At 71.1% G+C, this 20,037-nt stretch carries 19 protein-coding genes; 7 read left to right on the forward strand and 12 right to left on the reverse strand.

The window, feature by feature from the left end; all coding sequences use genetic code 11:
• From K1T34_RS27820 to K1T34_RS27830, 3 genes are read left to right on the forward strand one after another with little or no spacing between them, the layout of a single operon-like run.
• A complete protein-coding gene (locus K1T34_RS27820; RefSeq protein ID WP_255637638.1) occupies positions 1-822 on the forward strand; it encodes an alpha/beta fold hydrolase in 822 nt (273 codons plus the stop codon).
• 46 nt (positions 823-868) lie between these two features.
• Entirely contained in the window at positions 869-1,303 is a 435-nt protein-coding gene (locus K1T34_RS27825) for a MarR family winged helix-turn-helix transcriptional regulator (protein ID WP_255637639.1), read from the forward strand.
• Positions 1,300-3,276 (forward strand): MFS transporter, encoded by a 1,977-nt coding sequence (locus K1T34_RS27830; RefSeq protein WP_255637640.1) that lies wholly within the window; start codon positions 1,300-1,302, stop codon positions 3,274-3,276. The genes K1T34_RS27825 and K1T34_RS27830 overlap by 4 nt, the downstream gene beginning before the upstream one ends.
• Here the strand turns inward: K1T34_RS27830 and iolD are convergent.
• From iolD to K1T34_RS27875, 8 genes are read right to left on the reverse strand one after another with little or no spacing between them, the layout of a single operon-like run.
• The gene (iolD, locus tag K1T34_RS27840) at positions 3,273-5,111 is read right to left on the reverse strand and encodes a 3D-(3,5/4)-trihydroxycyclohexane-1,2-dione acylhydrolase (decyclizing) (RefSeq protein WP_220237731.1); all 1,839 of its coding nucleotides are present in this window, start codon (positions 5,109-5,111) and stop codon (positions 3,273-3,275) included. The two genes, K1T34_RS27830 and iolD, sit on opposite strands and share 4 nt — an antisense overlap.
• On the reverse strand, positions 5,108-5,998 hold the full coding sequence (iolB, locus tag K1T34_RS27845) for a 5-deoxy-glucuronate isomerase (RefSeq protein ID WP_220237732.1): 891 nt from the start codon (positions 5,996-5,998) through the stop codon (positions 5,108-5,110). Before iolB ends, iolD begins: the two co-directional genes overlap by 4 nt.
• Positions 5,995-6,891, reverse strand: coding sequence for an aldolase (locus K1T34_RS27850; protein ID WP_220237733.1), 897 nt, complete (start codon positions 6,889-6,891; stop codon positions 5,995-5,997). Before K1T34_RS27850 ends, iolB begins: the two co-directional genes overlap by 4 nt.
• A complete protein-coding gene (gene iolC / locus K1T34_RS27855; protein ID WP_220237734.1) occupies positions 6,888-7,817 on the reverse strand; it encodes a 5-dehydro-2-deoxygluconokinase in 930 nt (309 codons plus the stop codon). The genes K1T34_RS27850 and iolC overlap by 4 nt, the downstream gene beginning before the upstream one ends.
• The gene (locus K1T34_RS27860) at positions 7,814-8,596 is read right to left on the reverse strand and encodes an ATP-binding cassette domain-containing protein (protein ID WP_220237735.1); all 783 of its coding nucleotides are present in this window, start codon (positions 8,594-8,596) and stop codon (positions 7,814-7,816) included. Before K1T34_RS27860 ends, iolC begins: the two co-directional genes overlap by 4 nt.
• Complete coding sequence (locus K1T34_RS27865; protein WP_220237736.1) at positions 8,593-9,621, reverse strand: ABC transporter permease; 1,029 nt, start codon at positions 9,619-9,621, stop codon at positions 8,593-8,595. Before K1T34_RS27865 ends, K1T34_RS27860 begins: the two co-directional genes overlap by 4 nt.
• Positions 9,618-10,634, reverse strand: coding sequence for a substrate-binding domain-containing protein (locus K1T34_RS27870; protein ID WP_220237737.1), 1,017 nt, complete (start codon positions 10,632-10,634; stop codon positions 9,618-9,620). Before K1T34_RS27870 ends, K1T34_RS27865 begins: the two co-directional genes overlap by 4 nt.
• 37 nt (positions 10,635-10,671) lie before the next feature.
• Entirely contained in the window at positions 10,672-11,556 is an 885-nt protein-coding gene (locus K1T34_RS27875; protein WP_220237738.1) for a sugar phosphate isomerase/epimerase, read from the reverse strand.
• Between the two features lie 147 nt (positions 11,557-11,703).
• Between K1T34_RS27875 and K1T34_RS27880 the strand changes: the two genes are divergently transcribed.
• From K1T34_RS27880 to K1T34_RS27895, 4 genes are all read left to right on the forward strand, one after another.
• Entirely contained in the window at positions 11,704-12,702 is a 999-nt protein-coding gene (locus K1T34_RS27880) for a LacI family DNA-binding transcriptional regulator (protein ID WP_220247454.1), read from the forward strand.
• A 50-nt stretch (positions 12,703-12,752) separates the two neighbouring features.
• Complete coding sequence (locus tag K1T34_RS27885) at positions 12,753-13,754, forward strand: Gfo/Idh/MocA family oxidoreductase (RefSeq protein ID WP_220237739.1); 1,002 nt, start codon at positions 12,753-12,755, stop codon at positions 13,752-13,754.
• A 46-nt stretch (positions 13,755-13,800) separates the two neighbouring features.
• Entirely contained in the window at positions 13,801-14,778 is a 978-nt protein-coding gene (locus K1T34_RS27890) for an aldo/keto reductase (RefSeq protein ID WP_220237740.1), read from the forward strand.
• A 73-nt stretch (positions 14,779-14,851) separates the two neighbouring features.
• Positions 14,852-15,655: an IclR family transcriptional regulator gene (locus K1T34_RS27895; protein ID WP_220237741.1), complete on the forward strand. Its 804-nt coding sequence runs from the start codon at positions 14,852-14,854 to the stop codon at positions 15,653-15,655.
• Between the two features lie 6 nt (positions 15,656-15,661).
• On the opposite strand, the gene K1T34_RS27900 is transcribed toward K1T34_RS27895, so the two are convergent.
• The 4 genes from K1T34_RS27900 to K1T34_RS27915 form a co-directional block, all read right to left on the reverse strand.
• Positions 15,662-16,552, reverse strand: a complete 891-nt coding sequence (locus K1T34_RS27900) for a hydroxymethylglutaryl-CoA lyase (protein WP_220237742.1) — start codon at positions 16,550-16,552, stop codon at positions 15,662-15,664.
• Complete coding sequence (locus tag K1T34_RS27905; RefSeq protein WP_220247455.1) at positions 16,549-17,772, reverse strand: CaiB/BaiF CoA-transferase family protein; 1,224 nt, start codon at positions 17,770-17,772, stop codon at positions 16,549-16,551. Before K1T34_RS27905 ends, K1T34_RS27900 begins: the two co-directional genes overlap by 4 nt.
• A gap of 20 nt (positions 17,773-17,792) precedes the next feature.
• Positions 17,793-19,211, reverse strand: coding sequence for a GntP family permease (locus K1T34_RS27910; protein ID WP_220237743.1), 1,419 nt, complete (start codon positions 19,209-19,211; stop codon positions 17,793-17,795).
• A gap of 204 nt (positions 19,212-19,415) precedes the next feature.
• Positions 19,416-19,997, reverse strand: coding sequence for a TetR/AcrR family transcriptional regulator (locus K1T34_RS27915; RefSeq protein ID WP_220237744.1), 582 nt, complete (start codon positions 19,995-19,997; stop codon positions 19,416-19,418).
• Positions 19,998-20,037 lie beyond the last annotated feature (40 nt).

The following is a 20,037-nucleotide window of genomic DNA, read 5'->3' on the forward strand; positions in this document are numbered from 1 at the left end:
ATGGGGGCCGGCATGGTCACGCTGCCCGGCGGAACGACGATCGACGTCGAGGTGCACGGCGACGGACCCGCGTTGCTGCTGCCTGTGAACCCGCGCCCGCTGGAAGGCGAGCAGGCCGAGTCCGTGCGCCAGTGGGGCGGCGACCCCGCGCTGGGCCGCTCGCTCATCGACGGTCTCGCGGGCTTCCGCGTGATCGCCTTCGACTACGAGGGCCACACCCTCACCCATCCCCGCCCGGAAACCCTTACGCCGGACGAAATCTCGGCCGACCTGCTGGCGATCGCGTCAGCCGTGAACGCCGAAAGCTTCGCCTACTACGGCTACTCCTGGCTGGCTCTCGCCGGTCTCCAGCTCGCCCTGCGCACCGACCGTCTCACGGCCCTGGTGATGGGCGGCTACCCGCCCCTCGACGGCCCGTGCGACGCGATGCTCGCCGTCACCCGGGCGACGCACGCGATGCCCCGCACGGAAGGCGGCGACGCGACACCGGGCGATTGGGACTCCGTCGACTTCACGATGTCCACGGCGCAGACCGGCCAGTTCGTCACGCTTTACGAGGCCCTGCAAGGCTTCGGCGACCACGCCGTCCACCTGACGTGTCCCCGCCTGTGCTTCACGGGCACCGAAGACCGCATCGAATACGGCGAACGCTGGGGTGGCGTCACGGTCGACATCGCGGGTCCTCTCGTCGCGAACCGCGCGGCCCTCGAAGAGGACGGCTGGACAGTCGAGCTCCTCGAGGGTCTCGACCACATGAGCGCCATGCAGGCCAAGGTTGTGCTCCCGATCCTGCGTCCCTGGCTTGACGAGCACGTGGCGTAGATCAAGAAAATAGACAGCCAAGGCTGATCAGTATAGGCTGTCTATCGTGAACGAACAGAGCTCTCCCGACGTCGTGGCCCAGCGGCTGCGGATCCTCGTCGGCCGGTTGCGGCGGCGGATGCAGGACGCGTCGTCCGTGCGTGGACTGAGTGCGCCGCAGGCGTCGGCGTTGGCGCGGCTGGCGATTTCCGAACCGTCGTCGGCCAGTCAGCTGGCGGGTGCGGAGCGGGTCCGGCCGCAGTCGATGGCCAAGACGGTCGCGGCGCTGCACGAGCAGGGCCTGATCCGGCGCGAGGCCGACGCCGAAGACGCGCGACGCCAGCTGCTCTTCCTGACCGACGAGGGGCGCGCCGTCGCCCAGGGGGCCCGCGCCAGCCGGGAAGAGTGGCTGGCCAACGCGTTCGAGCAGCGCTTCACCGAGGCCGAGCGCCAGGTCCTGGACCAGGCACTGACCTTGCTGGAGCGCGTGGTCGAAGAATGAGCGCGCCCGTGAAGCCCCGCGAGCGGTTCGGCGCGGGCGACGGGTTCAACCGCAAGCTCATCGCACCACTCGTCTCCGGCGCGATCCTGAACCCGATCAACTCCACGATCGTCTCGGTCGCTCTGGTGTCGATCGGCGTCGCGTTCGGCGCGCCACCCTCGCAGACGGCGTGGCTGATCTCCGCGCTCTACCTCGCGACGGCGGTCGGCCAGCCCGTGGTCGGGCGCCTCATCGACATCTACGGTCCGCGCCGGCTGTTCCTCCCCGCGACGGCTCTGGTCGGGGTAGCGGGTGTGATCGGCGCGCTGGCGCCGAACCTGGCGGTGCTGATCGTCGCCCGCGTGATCCTCGGCTTCGGTACCTGCGCCGGCTACCCCGCGGCGATGCGGCTGATCCGTGACGAAGGCCGCCGCACGGGCAAGGACAGTCCCGCCGGTGTGCTCACCATCCTGGCGATCGCCACGCAGACCATCGCCGTGATCGGCCCGCCGCTGGGCGGGCTGCTGATCGGCCTCGGCGGCTGGCAGGCCACGCTGGCGATCAACATCCCCATCGCGATCGTGGCGTTCGTGCTCGGCCGGCTGCGTTTCCCGCGCGACGAACGCGCCCCGGGCAAGCTGAACCTCGACTTCCCCGGCATGGCCCTGTTCGCGACGACGCTGGTCGCGCTCCTGCTGTTCCTCATGAACCCGCACGCCGGCTCGTGGTACCTGCTCGTGATCACCGCGCTCGCCGCCGCGGGTTTCACGGTGCACGAGCTGCGCCACCCCCGCCCGTTCATCGACCTGCGGGTGCTCGGCGGCAACATCCCGCTGCTGCTCACCTACGGCCGTGCCCTGCTCGCGTACATCGTCTCCTACAGCTTCATCTACGGCTTCACCCAATGGCTCGAGGACGGCCGCGGCCTGTCGGCGAGCACCACGGGCCTGGTCACGCTGCCGATGTTCGCCACCGGCATCGTCGTCTCGGCGATCACCGGACGCCGGCAGGGCCTGCGCGGCAAGCTGGTCGTCGCCGCTGTCGCGCAACTCGTCGCGTGTGTGCTCTTGCTGACGCTGGTGCCGACCAGTCCGTTGTGGACGATCGTCGGGATCGTGCTGATCTTCGGCATCCCGCAGGGCCTCAACAGCCTCGCGCTGCAGAACGCCGTGTACCGGCAGGCGAATCCCGACGACGTCGGCACGTCCGCGGGCCTGCTGCGCACCTTCGGCTACCTCGGCGCCATCGTCTCCTCCGCCGCACAAGGCGGTTTCTACGGTCAACGGGCCGACACCGGCGGCCTCCATCACCTGGCGTGGTTCCTGGTGATCGCGAGCGTCGTCTTCCTGCTCGTCAACGTCCTCGACCGGACGCTGGCGCGATCCACCCATCCCGAAAGGCACCCGGAAATGACCGAACAGCTCGACCCGGCCCGCACTGCCCTGCTCGTCATGGACTACCAGGCCGGCATCGTGAGCCGCGTCGCCGACGACCAGGCGCTCCTCGATCGCGTCGGCACCGCGATCTCCGACGTCCGCGCCCACGGCGGGCACGTCGGCTGGGTCCGCGTCGGCTTCGACGACGCCGAGTTCGACGCCATCCCGTCCACCAGCGTGTTCGCCCGCATGGTGGCGCCCGAAAGCCGCGCGGTGATGCACGCCGACGCCCCGGCCACCCAGATCGACGAGCGGCTCAGCCCGCAGCCGCAGGACGTCTCGGTGCGCAAGATCCGCGTCGGCGCGTTCACCACCACCGACCTCGACACCCAGCTGCGCGAGCGCGACGTCGACACCCTCGTGCTGGCCGGCATCAGCACCAGCGGCGTGGTGCTCAGCACCGTGCGCGAGGCGATGGACCGCGACTACCGGATCCTCGTGCTCGACGACGCCAGCGCCGACCCGGAGCCCGGCACCCACGAGTTCCTCACCGGCACGATCTTCCCGAAGTTCGCCACCGTGCTCGACGTCGACGCGCTGGCGAAGCTCTGGGCCTAGCGGCTCAGGTAGCGGACCTGCCCGGGCTTCGCGGCGTCGAAGTCCGGGCGGCCCGCGAGGTGCTCGGGCACGCCGACCTCCCACCACGCGCCGGCTTCCGTCCACGCTGCGGGCAGCGTGCGCACCACGACCACCGCGGGCCGGCTCTCGGCGACGGCGGCCGTGCGCGCCTTGGCGTACGCGTCCCGGAGGTCGTCGACCGACGAAGCCGAGAACACCACGCAGCCCAGGGATTCCGCGTGGCGCGCGAAATCCACGCGGGGCGGCTCGGCGTGGGAGGTGCGGCAGTCAGCGTAGAAGTTGTTGAACGGCTTGCCACCCTGGCCCTGTTGCAGGCGCGCGATCACGGCGTACCCGCCGTTGTCGCAGACCACCGCGACGAGCGGGTGGCCCGCGAAGGCGGCGGAGAACAGGTCGGAGTTGAGCATCAGGTACGAGCCGTCGCCCAGCAGGGTCGTCACGAGGCCGCTGTCGTGGGCCATCGCGGCGCCCCACGCGCCGGATAGCTCGTACCCCATGCACGAGAAGCCGTACTCCACGTCCATGCTCACCTCGCCGGACCCGCGCCAGCCGCCGATCAGCTCACCCGGCAGCCCGCCTGAGGCGGTCATCACGTAGTCGCGCGGCTCGGACAGGTCGTTGACCACACCGACAACCTGCGCGTAGCTGGGGATCTCCGAGGCAGCAGAACGCAGGGAGCCGATGTGCGCGTCCCACTTGACGCGCTCCTCGGCGGCCTGGGAAGTCCACTGTGGATCGACGCGCCAGCTTTCCAGCTGTGCGGCCAGATCGTCGAGCCCGGCGTAGGCGTCGCCCACGACGGCCAGCGCGCCGTGCTTCACTGCGTCGAACGCGGCCGCGTTGAGCGTGACCAGCCGCATGTCCGGCGAGAACACGGTCCACGACGCGGTGGTGAAGTCCTGCAGCCGGGTGCCGACGGCGAACACCACGTCGGCGGTCGCGGCCACGGCGTTCGCCGAAGACGACCCGGTGACACCCAGCGGCCCCGCGTACAGCGGATGCGTGTGCGGCACCAGCGTCCGCCCCGCCGTGGTCTCCGTGACCGGAATCCCGTGCCGCTCGGCGAACTCCAGCGCGCGCTTACCCGCACCCGAGTAGCGCACGCCGCCACCCAGCACCAGCAGCGGACGCCGGGCCGCGCGCAGCACCCCGGCCGCCTCGGTCACCGCGCGCCGGTCCGGGCGCGGGCGCGGCAGCCGGTGCGTCACGGGCTCGAAGAGCGTTGGCGGGAAGTCGAACGTCTCGGCCTGCACGTCCTGCGGCAGCGCCAGCGTCACCGGCCCGCAGTCGGCCGGGTCGGTGAGCACGCGCGCGACCTGCGGCAGCGTCGCGAGCAGCTGCTCCGGTCGCGTGATCCGGTCGAAGTAGCGGCTCACGGCGCGGAAGGCGTCGTTCACCGTCGCCGTGCCGTCGTGGAACGGCTCGATCTGCTGCAGCACCGGGTCGGGCGCGCGGCTGACGAACGTGTCGCCCGGCAGCAGCAACACCGGCAGCCGGTTGGCGTGCGCGACCCCCGCGGCCGTCACCATGTTGAGCGCGCCAGGACCGATCGACGAGGTGACCACGCCGACCTGGCGCCGTTGCGTCGCCTTCGCGTAGCCGACGGCCGCGAGCGCCATGCCCTGCTCGGTGTGCCCGCGCCAGACGGGGATCTCGTCGCGGTGCTCTTCGAGGGCGGTGCCGAAGCCGAGGACGTTGCCGTGGCCGAAGATCGCGAAGACACCGGGGAACAGCGGCACCTCGCGGCCGTCGAGCGTCTCGGACCGCTGCGCGAGCAGCCAGCGCACCAACGCCTGCGCCGTCGTCAGCCTCATCGAACCCGTCCTTCGTAATCGGTGACAGGACACCGAGGGTCCTGCTGCTGCGTGGCCCAGGTGTCGCGGACCCAGCCGTGCGCGGGGTCGTCGCAGAACGCCATCGAACGCTCTTCGGCGGGCCCGGCCAGCACGTTCAAGTAGTACATCGGGTAACCCGGCGCCGCGACGCACGGGCCGTGGTAGCCACGCGGGATCACGAAAACGTCGCCGTCGCGCACCGCCACGTCTTCGTCGAGCGAACCGTCGGCCGTGTAGGTGCGGTGCAGGCCGAAGCCCTCACGGGAAGGCGTGATCCCATCGCGCCCGGCGATGCGGAAGTAGTAGATCTCCTCGTTCACGACCTCGCACTCGCTCGCCTCGTCGTGCTTGTGCGGCGGGTAGGAGGACCAGTTGCCGTCGGGCGTGATGAGTTCGCACGCGTTGAGCTTGTCCGCGTGGTCCCACACGCCGGGCACACCGAAGTTGGTGACCTGCCGCGTCGCCTGGCCCGAGCCGCGGACCTCCACGGGCACGTCCTCGGCCGCGCCGTACCTCGGGTCCAGCCGGCGCTCGCAGCGGGCCATCGGCAGCGCGACCTCGGCGCCGGTGGGCGAGGTCAGCTCGACCTCGGCGTCGCGCGGCACGTAGACGAAGTCAGTGACACGCGAGAACACCGAATCGCGGCCTTCGAGCTCGAACTCTTCGTCGTCGACGCGCACGGTGAGCGAGCCGGACAGCGGCAGCACGAACGCCTCGAACTCGCCGGTCTCGATCATCCGGGGCAGCCGGCGGCCGACCTTGAGGACCCGCAGGCCGGTGTGCGACCAGCCGGCTCCCTCGGGCGTCAGCAGAATCGGGTCGGAGTCGTCGGTCAGTGTCCCGTGTGGATGGTGCAGTGCGCTCACTTCGCGGCCTCCAGGATCTTCGCGGCAGCTGCCACGGCGGACCCGACGTCGCCGTCGGGCGGGTAGAGCAGGGTACGGCCCACGACGAGGCCGCGCACCACGTCGTGCCGCAGCGTGCGGCCCCACGACGCGAGGTCGGCGGCGGGGTCACCCGAGGGCACCCCGCCCAGGATCACCACCGGCAACGTCGTGGCGCCGAGCACGGCGGTGTCGTCGGTCGACGGCAGCTTGAGCCAGGTGTGCGCCGACGTCACGCCGATGCCCGAGGCCACCGTGACGGCCCGGGCCAGCGCCGCGGCGTCCTTCTGCAGCACCAGCCGGCCTTCGGCACGGGCGTAGGGCAGGGGCTCGACCATGGCGACGAGGCCGTAGGAAGCGAGCTCTGTGACGGCGTCGGCGCAGGCTTGCAGGGTCGGGACCGTGCCGGGGTCGTCGTCGACGAGCCGCAGCAGCATCTTGCCGCCGTCGAGCCGGGAGTCGACGAGCGACGCGGCGTGGTAGCCGGTGAAGCGGTCGTCGATCTCCCAGTCGGCGCCGGCCAGGCCACCGCGGTTCATCGAGCCGATCACGACCTTGTCGTGCAGCGCGTCGAGCAGCAGCAGCTCCTCGACGACGTCGGGGGTGGCGAGCAGCCCGTCGACGGCCGGGTTGGCCAGCGCCACCAGCAGCCGTTCGAGCAGCGACCTGCGGTCGGCCATCGCGAGCGGGTCGCCGCCCACGCCGAGGGCGCCGCGGGCCGGGTGGTCGGCGGCGACGAGGAACAGGGTTCCCTTGTCCGACAACAGGTTCTCGCGCCGCCGCCGCGCCGCGTACGCCCGCCGCACCGCGCCCGGGTCGGTGGCCCGCACGCGCAGCAGCTCGCTCCAGCGTTCGTCGGTCAGCAACGGCGTCACAGCAGCTCCTCGATCTCCGCGGCGGTCGGCATCGCGTCGGCGCACGCGAGCCGCGCCGCGACCAGCGCGCCGGCCGCGTTGGCGTACTCCGCGAGGCGCACCGGCTCCCAGCCCGACAGCAGCCCGTGCACGAGGGCACCGCCGAAGCCGTCGCCCGCGCCGAGGCCGCACACCACCTCGACACGCTGCGGTTTCACCGTCGCCCGGCCTTCGGGGGTCGCGACGAGCACGCCTTCCGCGCCCTTCTTGATCACCGCGAGCCGCACGCCACGGGTGAGCATCCGGTCCGCGGCCTCCTCCGGGTCCGCCGTGCCCACGGCCACCTCGACTTCCGCGCGGTTGCCGACGGCCACCGTCACGTGGTCGAGCATCCAGCCGATCTCCTCGCGCGCGGTCTCGACGTCCGGCCAGAACATCGGCCGGTAGTCGAGGTCGACCACGGTGTGCTGCCGCCGGCCGCGCGCCTCGAGGATCTTGCGCTGCGTCTTGCGCGCCGGGTCCGTGGAGACGCCCGTGCCCGTGACCCACAGCAGCGGGACCTCGCGGACGACGTCCCACGGCACGTCGGCGTCGGTCAGCGTGAGATCGGGCGCGATGGGGGAGCGGTAGAACAGCAGCGGTGGGTCGGCCGGCGGGTTCAGCTCGCAGAACACCACCGGCGTCTGCAGATCCGGCGAGGTGCCGACATGGTCCGGTGAGACGCCGAAGCGCGTGAGCGCCTGGCGCACGTAGTCGCCGAACCCGTCGGGCCCCACCTTCGTGAGCACGGCGGTGCGCCGGCCGAGCCGCGCGGCGGCGACCGCGACGTTGGTCGCGGTGCCGCCGAGCGACTTGGCGAACGTGGCGACCTCGGCCAGCGGCACGCCGCTCTGCTCGGGGTAGAGGTCCACCCCGACCCGGCCGACGGTCAGCGCCTCGAGACTCACGTCTCCACCGCGCGCAGCTCGTGTTCCAGGGCCTCCAGCTCGGCACCGCCCGCCATCTGCCGCGTGAGCTCCGCGATGCCGATCTCGGGCTTCTCGTACGAGCCGAGCGCGGCACCCCGCTTGAGCAGCAGGAACCGGTCGGCCACAGGGTAGGCGTGGTGCGGGTTGTGCGTGATCAGCACGACGCCGAGGCCGCGGTCGCGCGCCTGCGCCACGTACTTGAGCACCACGCCGGCCTGCTTCACGCCCAGGGCCGCGGTGGGCTCGTCGAGGATCAGCACCTTCGCGCCGAAGTGCACGGCCCGCGCGATGGCGACGCACTGGCGTTCACCGCCCGACAGTGTGCCCACGGGTTGCTCGACGTCACGCAGGTCGATGCCCATGTCGGCCAGCGCCTGTTTGGTGGTCTCGCGGCCCTTCTTCCGGTCGAGCATCCGGAACGGCCCGAACCCGGTCGTCGGCTCGGAGCCGAGGAAGAAGTTGCGCCAGACGCTCATCAGCGGTACCACGGCGAGGTCCTGGTACACCGTGGCGATGCCGAGGTCCAGCGCCTCGCGCGGCGAGGTGAACCGCACGGGCTCGCCCTCGACCTGGAACTCGCCGCGGTCGTGCTGGTGCACGCCGGCGAGGATCTTGATGAGCGTGGACTTGCCGGCGCCGTTGTCGCCGAGCACGCAGGTGACCTCGCCCGCGTTGACCACTGTGGACACATCGCGCAGCGCCACGACGCTGCCGTACATCTTGCCGACGTCCTTGACTTCGATCAGGGGAGCGTTCATCGCCGGACCCTTTCCGCGCGTCGCCGGAAGGCGTTGTTGACCAGGACCGCGGCCAGCAGCATGATCCCGAGGAACAGCATGAACCAGTCGCTGTCCCACCCGGCGAACACGATGCCCTGGCGCGCCATGCCGAAGATCAGGGCGCCGATCGCCGCGCCCACGGCCGAGCCGTACCCGCCGGTGAGCAGGCAACCGCCGATCACCGCGGCGATGATGTACTGGAACTCCAGCCCGATGCCCTGGTTGGCCTGCACGCTGGCGAACCGCAGGATGTTGATCGAGCCGACGAGCCACGCCGCGAGCGCCGTACCCATGAACAGCAGGATCTTCGTGCGCACCACCGGTACGCCGACCGCGCGCGAGCTGGCCGCCGAGCCGCCGACGGCGAAGATCCAGTTGCCGAACCGCGTGCGCGAAAGCAGCCACGCGGCCACCGCCGTCACCCCGATCCACCACACGATGGAGATCTGGAACGGCGTGCCCCCGATGTTCACCGTGGAGGCGAACACGAACCCGGCCGAGGCGTAGCCGTCGGTCGAGCGCATGCCCGAGACCTGCACAGTGCCGGTGACCAGCCGCGTCACGCCGAGGTTGAGGCCCTGCAGCGCCAGGAACGTGCCGAGGGTGACGATGAAGCTCGGCAGGCCCGTTTTCATCACGAGCCAGCCGTTGAACGCACCGACGACCAGCGCGAACACCAGCGAGGCCAGCAGCGCGAGCCACACGTTCCAGCCCGCCTCGGTCGCGAGGATCGCGGTGACCAGCGAGGTCGACGCCGTCATCACGCCCGCCGACAGGTCGAACTCACCGCCGATCATCAGCAGGGAGACGGCCACGGCCATGATGCCGAGCGTCGCCGCGTCGTCGAGCCAGGTGGCGGCGCCGCTGGCGCTGAAGAACTTCTCGGTGACGAGGCTGAAGAACAGAAAGACGACAGCTGCGCCGAGCAGCGCGCCGATCTCCGGCCGGACCACCAGCCGGTCCATGAGCGTCGGTTTCACGAGCCGCTCGTCGAGGGTCGTCATCGGGTGCCCCTTTGCACGTACTGGCCGACCTTGTCCACAGTGGATTTGTCGACCAGGTCGGGGCCGGTGAGCACCGGCTTGCCGCCGCCGACGATGTTCGCGTTGTCGCGGTAGAGCTTGAGGAACATGACCGGCAGGTAGCCCTGCTCGTACTGCTGCTGGTCGACGGCGAAGAGCACGTCGCCCGACTTGATGGCGGCCACCACGTCGGAGTTGAGGTCGAACGTGCCGACCTGCGCCTTCGAGCCCACCGACTTGATCGCGCTCACGGCCCGCGCGGCGACCTGCGAGTTCAGGGTCAGCACGGCGTCGATCGACGGGTCGGTCTGCACGGCGCCGCGGATGCGCGACTCGGCGTCGGTGGGGTTGGAGATGTCCACCTGCAGCGTCTGCACGTCGCCGCCGAAGCCGGCCTTGGCGCCGTCACACCGTTGCGCCTGGCCGATGTTGCCGGCTTCGTGGATCACGCAGAGCAGCTTCTTCTTGCCGAGGTCCTTGAACTTCTTGCCGGCTTCCTGGCCCGCGATGGACTCGTTCTGGCCCACGTGGGTGAGCGCGCCGTAAGCCGCGCTCTTGTCCTCACCGGAGTTGATGGTGATGACCGGGATGCCGGCCCGCACCGCCGCCTCGATCGAGGGTTGCAGGGCTTCGGGGTTGGCCATCGAGACGACCAGGCCCCCGATCTGCTGGGCGACGGCGTTGTCGATCAGCTTGGCCTGCGCTCCCGGGTCACCGTCGGAGGCGTACTCGACCTGCACACCCAGATCCTTGCCCGCCTGCTCGGCGCCGTTCTTGACCACGTTCCAGAACGCGTCGCCCGCGGTGCCGTGGGTGATCACGGCGACCTTGAGCGGCCCGGACTCGACCGGTGCCGCGGCGGGGGCCGTGACCTTCGGCTCGGCCGCGGGCCCGGTGCACGCCGACAGCAGCAGGCCGGTGGCCAGCAGCCCCGCCACGACCCGGGCGGCCCTCAAGCGCGGTTTCGGCACCCCGCGCCTCAAGCGATGGGACATCGTCGTCTCTCCTCGCTGCGTTTTCCTCGTTGTCTTCTCAGCCGGCCAGGCGGCCGACGATCGCCCCGAGGCAGGCCAGACTCGTCGCCACGTCCCGCTTCGGCAGGTCCACGGGGCTGCGCTCGTCGAGCGCCGTGTCCTGCTCCAGCACGTACCAGCCGTCGTAGCCCGCTTCGTGCACGAAGCGAACCATGGCTTCGATGTCCACGTCACCCTCACCGAGCGGGACGTACAGACCATTGCCCACGGCCTCGGTGTACCCGACGGTGCCCTTGCGGACGGCTTCGGCCAGCTCACCGCGCACATCCTTGAGGTGCAGGTGCCCGATCCGGTCCGGGTACCGCCGCGCCAGCTCGACGGGATCGGTGCCGCCGATCAGCAGGTGACCGGTGTCGAGGCACAGCGCCACGTCGGAGTCGGCGAGGAACCGTTCGACCTCGGCTTGCGTCTCGGCGTGGGTGCCGACGTGGGGGTGCAGCACGGTATTGAGGCCATGGCCGGCCGCGACGTCGCGGATCCGGCCGGCGGTGGTGATCAGGGTGGTCCATTCGGCGTCGGTGAGGGCGGGCCGTTCGTCGTAGCCGTCGAGCCCGGTCGCGGCGGCGAGCACGAGCACCTCGGCCCCGCACGCGGCGAAGAGCGCGGCGGAGTCCTCGGCTTCGGCCAGCGCGGCTTCGGGGTTTTCGTGCAGCACCACGGCGAGGAAACCGCCGATGAGGTCGAGGCCGTGGCCGCCGAGGAGCTTTTTCAGCTCGGCCGGGTCGCGCGGCAGGTACCCGGGCGGTCCGAGCTCGGTGGCGGTGATGCCGAGCTCCGCCATCTCCCCGAGCACGGTCGGCGCGTCGAGGACGCGGCCCCAGCCCGGCACTTCGCACACCCCCCAGGAGATCGGTGCGGCGGCGATGCGGATGTTCGCGGTCATGGCTGCCCACTTCCGTGCGGTGACTGGCGTTGGCCCGTTCAGTGCGCGTTGGAGCGCTCTATTGATTAGAGCGCTCCAAGCTTGTAGCGTCGGCCACACCCGAGTCAAGGGCCGGTTTCCGGCCGGTTCCGGCGGAGAGGCAAGCGAATCGTGAAGCCCACCATGGAGGACGTCGCCGCGCGGGCGGGGGTTTCGCGCGCGCTCGTGTCCCTCGTGATGCGGGGTGCGCCCAATGTTTCGGCGCTGCGGCGCGAAGCTGTGCTGAAGGCGGCCGACGAGCTGGGCTACTCGCCGCACGTGATGGCGCGCTCGCTCGCCAGCCGCACGTCGACCGTGCTCGGCGTGATGGTGAACGATCTGCGCAACGCGTTTTTCGCCGACGTGGTCGAGGGTCTCGACGCGGCGGCGCAGGCGGCCGGGTTCGACCTCATTCTCAACACCGGTGGGCGCGTGCCTTCGCGGGAGAGCGCCGCGTTGCGCAGCCTGTTGTCCTTTCGGCCGGCGGGGTTGATCCTGCTGTCGCCGGTGGTGCCCGCGTCGGCGATCGAGGCCGCGGCCCGCCAATGTCCGGTGGTGCTCGTGTCGCGGACTTCGCGCGCGGCCGGGGTGGACACGGTGAACGACGACGGTGAGGCGGGGTCGGCGCTGGCCGTCGAGCACCTCGTGGGCCTGGGGCACCGCCGGATCGCGCACCTCGACGGTGGGGGAGCGGCCGGTGCCGCCGCGCGTCGGCGGGGGTTCCGGCGGGCGATGACGGTGCACGGGCTCGAACCGATCGTGGTGCGCAGCGAGCACACCGACACGGCGGGGGAGAAGGCCGTGCTGGAACTGCTGAGCACGTACGACGGGGCCGACCTGCCCACCGGGTTGGTGGCGGGCAACGACTTCAACGCCGTGGGCGCGATCTCCGCGTTGGAGGACAACGGGTTGCGCGTGCCTGGTGGCGTGTCCGTGGTCGGCTACGACAACACGTCGCTGGCTTCGCTGCGGCACGTCTCACTGACCACTGTGGACCAGCCGCGCACCGAGATGGGCCGGCTGGCCTTCGAAACCCTGCTGGAGCGCGTGCGCGGCGAGCGCACGACGCCGGTCCGGCACCTGTTGCACCCCTCCCTGGTGGTCCGCTCGACCACCGGGCGCCGTTGAGCGTTTCGCCGCACGACGTTTCCCGTACGACAACGAGGAGGACTGCCACGATGAGGTTGGGACTTGCGGGCACCGGCCGGATCGGCACCGCCCACGCCGAAACTCTGAAGAGCTTCGCCGAGGTCTCCTCGGTGGTCGTCGCCGACGTCGACCCGGTCCGTGCGCGCTCGGCGGCCGCGAAGCTGGGCGTCGAGGTCGCCGACGGGATCGACGCGTTGTTCGCGGCCGGTCTCGACGCCCTCGTCGTCACCGCGGCGACGGACGCGCACCCGGAACTCATCGTCAAGGCCGTCGACGCCGGCCTGCCGGTGTTCTGCGAGAAGCCGGTGGCCGCGGACATCGCGGGCACGCTCGCGGTGATCGACCGCATCGTCGGCTCCGACGTGCCGGTGCAGATCGGCTTCCAGCGCCGATTCGACGCCGGTTACCGGGCCGCGCGCGCCGCCGTCGCGAGCGGCGAGCTCGGCTGGCTGCACACGATCCGTGCCACCACCCTCGACCCGGAACCCCCGCCCGCGGAGTACGTCCCCCACTCCGGCGGCCTCTTCCGCGACTGCGGCGTGCACGACTTCGACGTCGTCCGCTGGGTCACCGGCCGCGAGGTCACCGAGGTCTACGCCCTGGGCGCCAACCGCGGCGACCAGTTCTTCGCCGCCGCGGGCGACGTCGACACCGCGGCCGCCACCTTGACGCTGGACGACGGCACCCTCGCCACGGTTTCGCTCACCCGCTACAACGGCGCGGGTTACGACGTCCGCTTCGAGGCCCTCGGCTCCCTCGGCAACGCCATCGTGGGCCTCGACGACCGCGCCCCGCTGCACTCCGCCGAGCCCGGCTTCGCCCCGCTGCCCGGCCCCGCGTACCCGGGCTTCATGGAACGGTTCCGCCCCGCGTACGCGGCCGAGCTGAAGACGTTCCTCTCCGTCGCCGCCCGCCACCTCCCCAGCCCGGCGACGGCGGCGGATGCGTTGGAGGCGTTCTACATCGCCGAGGCGTGTGAGCTTTCCCGCCACGAGCGCCGACCGGTGTCCGTGGCCGACGTCCGTCGCTAGGCTGCGACGGCGAGGGTTTTCGGCGACACGACAGGAGTGGCCTTCGATGGAGTACGTCCGGTTGGGATCGAGTGGCCTGCAGGTCTCGCGGGTGATCCTCGGGTGCATGAGTTACGGCGGCCCGGGCCGGGGAGGCCACGAGTGGTCGCTGGGGCTCGACGAGTCGCGGCCGTTCTTCCGGGAGGCGGTGGAGGCCGGGATCACCACGTTCGACACCGCCAACACCTACTCCGACGGTTCGAGCGAGGAGATCACCGGCAAGCTGCTCGGGGAGCTCGCCCGGCGCGAAGAGGTCGTGATCGCCACCAAGGTCTACAACCGGATGGGCGAGGGACCCAACGGGGCGGGCCTGTCGCGCGGCGCCATCATGACGCAGATCGACGCCAGCCTGCGTCGTCTCGGCACGGATTACGTGGACCTGTACCAGATCCACCGCTACGACGTGAACACCCCGATCGAGGAGACGATGGAGGCGCTGCACGACCTCGTGCGCGCCGGCAAGGTGCGGTACCTCGGCGCGTCGTCGATGTGGGCGTGGCAGTTCGCGCAGGCGCAGTACGTCGCCGACCTCGGGGGCTGGACGCGGTTTGTGTCCATGCAGGACCAGTACAACCTCATCCAGCGCGAGGAGGAGCGGGAGATGCACCCGTTCTGCCTCGACCAGGGCGTCGGCGTGCTGCCGTGGAGCCCGCTCGCGCGCGGCAAGCTCACGCGCGACTGGGACGAGTCGACGAAGCGCAGCGAAAGCGACCGATTCGCCCAGAAGCTCTACTCGCAGGCCGAGGAAGCCGACCGCCTGGTGTCGGGGGCGGTGGCGGAGATCGCCGCGGAGCGCGGGGTGTCGCGGGCGCAGGTCGCGCTGGCGTGGATGCTGCACAAGCCCGCCGTGACGGCCCCGATCTTCGGCGCCACCAAGCCGGGCCACGTCGCGGACGCGGTCGCCGCCGTGGACCTCGAGTTGAGTGACAAGGACCTGGAGCGGCTCGAGGAGAACTACGCGCCGCACCTGCCCGCGGGCTTCTGACCTCATCCCCTCAAACGGCCCCCTGAAACCGGCGCGGTGGGACGGCACACCTGCCGTGTCGTATGTTCGAACCATGCCTGGTCGTGACGAGAACGAGGCCGGCCTCGCCGGTGGTGCGGGCGGCCATACACCGCTGCTCGTGCTCGGGAAGATCACCGAGATCCTCAACGCATTCACCCTGCGGGAGCCGTCGCTGACGTTGCGGGACATCCAGCAAGCCACCGGGATCCCGTCCTCGACGGTCCAGCGGCTGGTGACGAACCTCGTCGCCCACGGGTTCCTCGACCGGGTCGACGACCGGTTCCGGATCGGCGTGAAGATGGCGTACTGGGCGGCCGCCGCCGCGCGGGAGGTCGACGTGCTCGCGGTGGTCAACCCGGTGCTGAAGGACCTGCGTGACGTCACCGGCGAGACCGCGTGTTTCTTCCGGGTGGAGGGTGAGCACCGGGTGTGCATCGCCGTCGCCGAGACCCGCCACGGGTTGCGCCGGGAGATGTCGGTCGGCCGGATCGCGCCCGTCTCGGTCGGTGCGTCGGGGCGCGTCCTGCTGGCGTGGAACCCGGACCTGACCGAGCAGGTGCTGGGCCACGAGCTGCCTCAGCTGACCGCCGGCACGGTCACCGACCGCGACGAGCTGCGCAAGCTCATCAAGCAGACCGCTGCCGACCGGTACGCGATCACAGTGGGGGAGCGGGTCGACAGCGCGTCGGGTGTCGCGGCGCCCGTGTTCGACTCTGCCGCCGACCTGGTCGGCGCGGTCGTCGTGCAGGGCCCGACGCTACGGATGCCGTACGAGAAGTGCGTCGAGTGGGTCGACCTCGTCGTCGAGCACGCCGAGCGCATCACCCGTGCGCTCGGCGGCCGGATGCCGGACTGACGCCGGTCAGAGCGCCCACGGGAAGGCCATGGCACTGGTGCGCGCGCCCTGGCCGGCGCGCGACCGGTTCGGTTCGCCCAGCTCGTCGAGCAGGTCACCGGCGAGGCGCACGAGGCGAGCGAACACGCACGGCGTGAGCCACTCGGGACGCAGCGCGAACAACAGGTCCTCGGTCGCGGCGTTGCCACTGGCGCCCGGCGCGAACGGGCAGCCGCCGAGGCCGCCGAGCGCGCCGTCGACCTCGTCGGCGCCGGCGGCCAGCGCCGCGAGCGAGTTCGCGACGCCGAGCCCCCAGGTGTCGTGGCCGTGGTACACGACGCGTCGGCCCCGCCGCGCGACTTCGCCGACCAGGCTCGTGACCTGCGCGGGCACGGCTTGCCCCAGCGTGTCGCACACGACGACGTCCACAGCGCCGGCTGTCCGCGGATCGTCGGCGATCGCGAGCACCCGCTCCGGGTGCACCTCGCCGCGGAACGGGCACGTGAACGACGTGGCGATACACAGCTGCACCCGCCCGCCGCTCGCGTTCGCCACCGCCGCCGGCATGGCCGCCAGGCTGTCCTCGGTGGACCGGCCGAGGTTGGCCCGGTTGTGCGCGTCCGAAGCGGAAAGGCAGTACTGGAAGTTGACCGCGCCGGCGGCCGCTGCCTTCTCGACGTGCCGCGGCGTGGCGACCCACACCCAGCAGCGCGCGAGCTCCGCCGGAGTCAGCGCGGCCAGCACCTCGGGGGTGTCGGCCAGCGACGGCACGAGGTCGGGGCGGGCCATCGAGCCCACCTCGACGGCGGGTACACCCAGCGCGAGAAGTTCGCGCACGAGGGCGATCTTGTGGTCGGTCGGGAGCGGCTTGCCCGTCAGCTGCAACCCGTCCCGCAGTGTCACGTCCCGGAGCGTCATGCCCGTCCTCCCGCGATGGCTTCGATCTCGTCGTCGCCCCGGCCGAGCACGTCGCGCAGCACCTCACGGGTGTGCGCGCCGAGATCCGGGCCCACCGAGCGCACCGGCAGCGACCGTGCGCCCAGCACCGGCACGATCCCGGGGAACCCGACGTCGACCGGTTCGTCGCCGCCGACGTCGACCGGCAACGTCTGGATCATGGCGCGGGCGCGGTACTGCTCGTCGGCGCAGATGTCGGCGGCGGTGTAGATGGGACCCGCCGGGACCGCGGCCTCGTCGAGCGCCGTGAGCACCTCCTCGCGGGTGCGTTCGGCGGTCCACTCCGAGATGGCGCGGTCCAGTTCGTCTCGCCGCGCCCACCGGCCGGCGTTGGTCGCGAGCCCCGGGTCGTCGGCGAGGTCGGGCCGGTCGATGGCCCGCATGTAGCGACCGAAGATCGAGTCGCCGTTGCCGGCGATCACCACGCTCGTGCCGTCGGCGCACCGGTAGGCGTTGCTGGGCGCGATGCCCTCCATCCGGCCACCGACCCGCTGCCGCTCCACGCCGTGGGCGAGGTGGTCGGGCACGAGCGACTCCATCATGGAGAACACCGCTTCGTGGAGGGCGACATCGACCACCCGGTCCCGTAGCGGGCCGCGCTTCCCCTTGCCCCGCACCGAGATCTCGCGCAACGCGACCAGCACACCGAACGCCGCGTACAGCCCGGCGATCGAGTCGCCGATCGACACCCCGACCCGCGACGGCGGCCGGTCTGCCTCTCCGACGAGCTCCCGCAACCCGCCGAAGGCCTCGGCCACCGCGGCGAATCCCGGCCGCTGCGCGAGCGGTCCGGTCTGCCCGAACGCGGAGATGCGCGCGAGCACGACGTCGGGGTTCGCCTCCTCGAGCCGGTCGGGGCCAAGGCCCCACGCTTCGAGCGTGCCCGGCCGGAAGTTCTCGATCACCACGTCGCAGTGCCCGACGAGGTCGAGCACGGCGGCGCGACCGTCCGGGGTCTTCAGGTCGAGTACCACGGACTTCTTGTTGCGGTTGATCGTGCGGAACAGCATCGAGGTGTCGCCCGCGTGCAGCCGCCAGTTCCGCAGCTCGTCGCCGCGGCCGGGCCGCTCGACCTTGATCACCTCGGCGCCGAAGTCCGCGAGCAGCCGTCCGGCGGTCGGCCCGGCGATGTAGTTGCCGAGTTCGAGCACTCGCACGCCCGCAAGCGGCAGCTGGGTCATCGGGTCCTCTTTCGTTTCGGTCACAGCACCAGGCTCAGGGCGAGGATCGGGCCCAACGCGGTGACCGACGCGATCGAGACGCCCACCGAGCAGGTCTTCAGCGTGCCCCGCGTCGTCTGGCCCATCAGTGCTTGCAGCAGCCAGAACGTGTTGCTGGTCAGGTGCACGAGGAAGAGCGAGCCGGCGCCCGCGGCGAGGGCGATGAGTACCGGGTTGATCCCGAGCGCCGGTGCCACCGGGGCGAGCAGGCCCGCGGCGGTGATCGCGGAGATCGTCACAGAGCCGACCGCGATGTGCAGCACCGCGGCGATCGCCCAGACCACGAGCAGCGGCGCCCACGCGCCGGCCGAGAGGTACTTGCCGAGGATGTCACCGAGGCCGACGGCCTTGATGACGGCCGCGAGCGAGCCACCGACACCGCTCAGCAGCAGGATCTGCCCACTCTGGCGCAGTCCGGCCGCGAGCGCCTTCTCCACCCGGGGCTGGCCGGCGTACCAGCGGCCGACGAGACACGTCCCGACGAGCCCGATCAGCAGGGCCACCATCGGCGTGGACAACAGCGCGACGACCGGGTTCGACCAGTGCGCCATCTCGGCGATGGCTCCGGTGGCGACCAGCAGCAACGCGACGACGAGCGGGGCCAGGAGCACGAACAGCCGGGGCTCGGCCCGCTGCCGCGTCTCGACGAGGGTGGCTGTGGCGCCGCCACCCGCGACGGGCTCGGCGGCCGTCGGAGCCCGGTCATCGTCATCGTCATCGGCGAGTTCGGTCTTCGGGGTTTCCGAGGCGGTGACGTCCTGCTCGTCCATGGCCGGCTTCCACCAGCCGCGCGTGAGCAGGAAAGTGGACACGAAGATCGCGATGACGACCGTCGGGATGACCACGATCAGGCCGTACAGCAAGTAGGTGCCCAGGGGCACGTGCAGCAGCCCGGCGAGTGCGAGCGCGCCGACGCCCGGAACGGTGAAGATGATGCCGCACTCCAGCCCGATCGCCAGTGCGGTGGCCATCCGCGCGGTGCCGAACTTGCCCAGCCGGGGCGCGATGCCCTTGGCGAGCGGCGCAGCGATCACCAGCAGCACGTCCAGGTAGATCGACTGCAGGAAAGTGGAGATCGTCAGCGCCAGCGCGTACGGGATCCGTTTCGGCCCGACCGCGTGCATCAGGCGGTCCACCAGCCGCTCGATCGCTCTGAGATCGCGCAGGATCGCGCCCATGAGCACGCCGAAGGCGATGAGCAGGCCGATCTCGGCCATGATGTCGCCGAAGCCCGAGCTGATGGCGTCGACGGTCTTCCCGACGCCCAGTCCGGTGGCGAGCCCCAGATAGCAGCAGCCGATCACCAGCGCGATCAGCGGGTTCAGCTTGAACCTGACGATCAGCACGGCGATCGCGATGATCGCGACCGCCGTGTTGATCAAGATTGCCGTGTCCGACATAAGAGTTTTGTCCGTCCGCTCGTGCGACGTTGCACACTGTCCGCCCGGCTCCCCGGGTAAGTTGGCCCGAATTATGGGCACACGTTCACAATGTGGGTCAAGACGATGAGGGCAAAACGTCGTTACGGCTCAAATAGGGGATAAATCTTCCTAAACCGGACGCGGCTGAGGTTCGGTGCGTTGGGCACCTGCGAGCGAGCGCGGTCAGGGACGGAGCAGCTTGCGGGCCGAGCGGGCCACCAGGTCGGCGGCCTTCGGCGGTGGCGTCCGGCCGCCGGAGAGGTAGCGGTGGACCACGGCGCGCGGCACCTCGACGAGCGCCAGCACCACGTCTTCCGCGGTGCAGCCGACGGAGGACGGCAGCGTCGCCGTGGCGTGTTTGATCGCGGCTTTCAGTTCGTTCTCGGCGCGCGCGAGGTCGGCGGTCGCGGAAGGGGACCAGTCGGCCGGGGAGAACGCCTGCTTCCCCGCGTCCAGCACGTGCGCGCCGGCCGGGTGGCGGCGGCACCAGTGGACGACGCTGGCGGCGGCGGCGATGGCGTCGTCCACTGAGGGGGCCGGACCCAGCAGGGCAATGAAGTCGTCCTGGAAGTCGCGCAGTGTCGTGATCCACAGGGCGGCCAGGAGTTCCGGGCGGTCGGCGAAGCGGTGATAGATCGAGCCGTTCGGGGCGCCCGCGGCTTTCGCCGTGGCGGCCATCGTCACGGCGCGTGCGCCGCCCCCGGCGAACAGTGCGGTGGCCGCGTCGAGGAACTGTGCGGTCGTGTAAGCCGGAGGCCTGCCCATGTTGTGGAGACTATGCTCTAATACGTTATGGAGGAAAGTC

It is taken from the genome of Amycolatopsis sp. DSM 110486, from assembly GCF_019468465.1.
Classification (GTDB): Bacteria; Actinomycetota; Actinomycetes; order Mycobacteriales; family Pseudonocardiaceae; genus Amycolatopsis.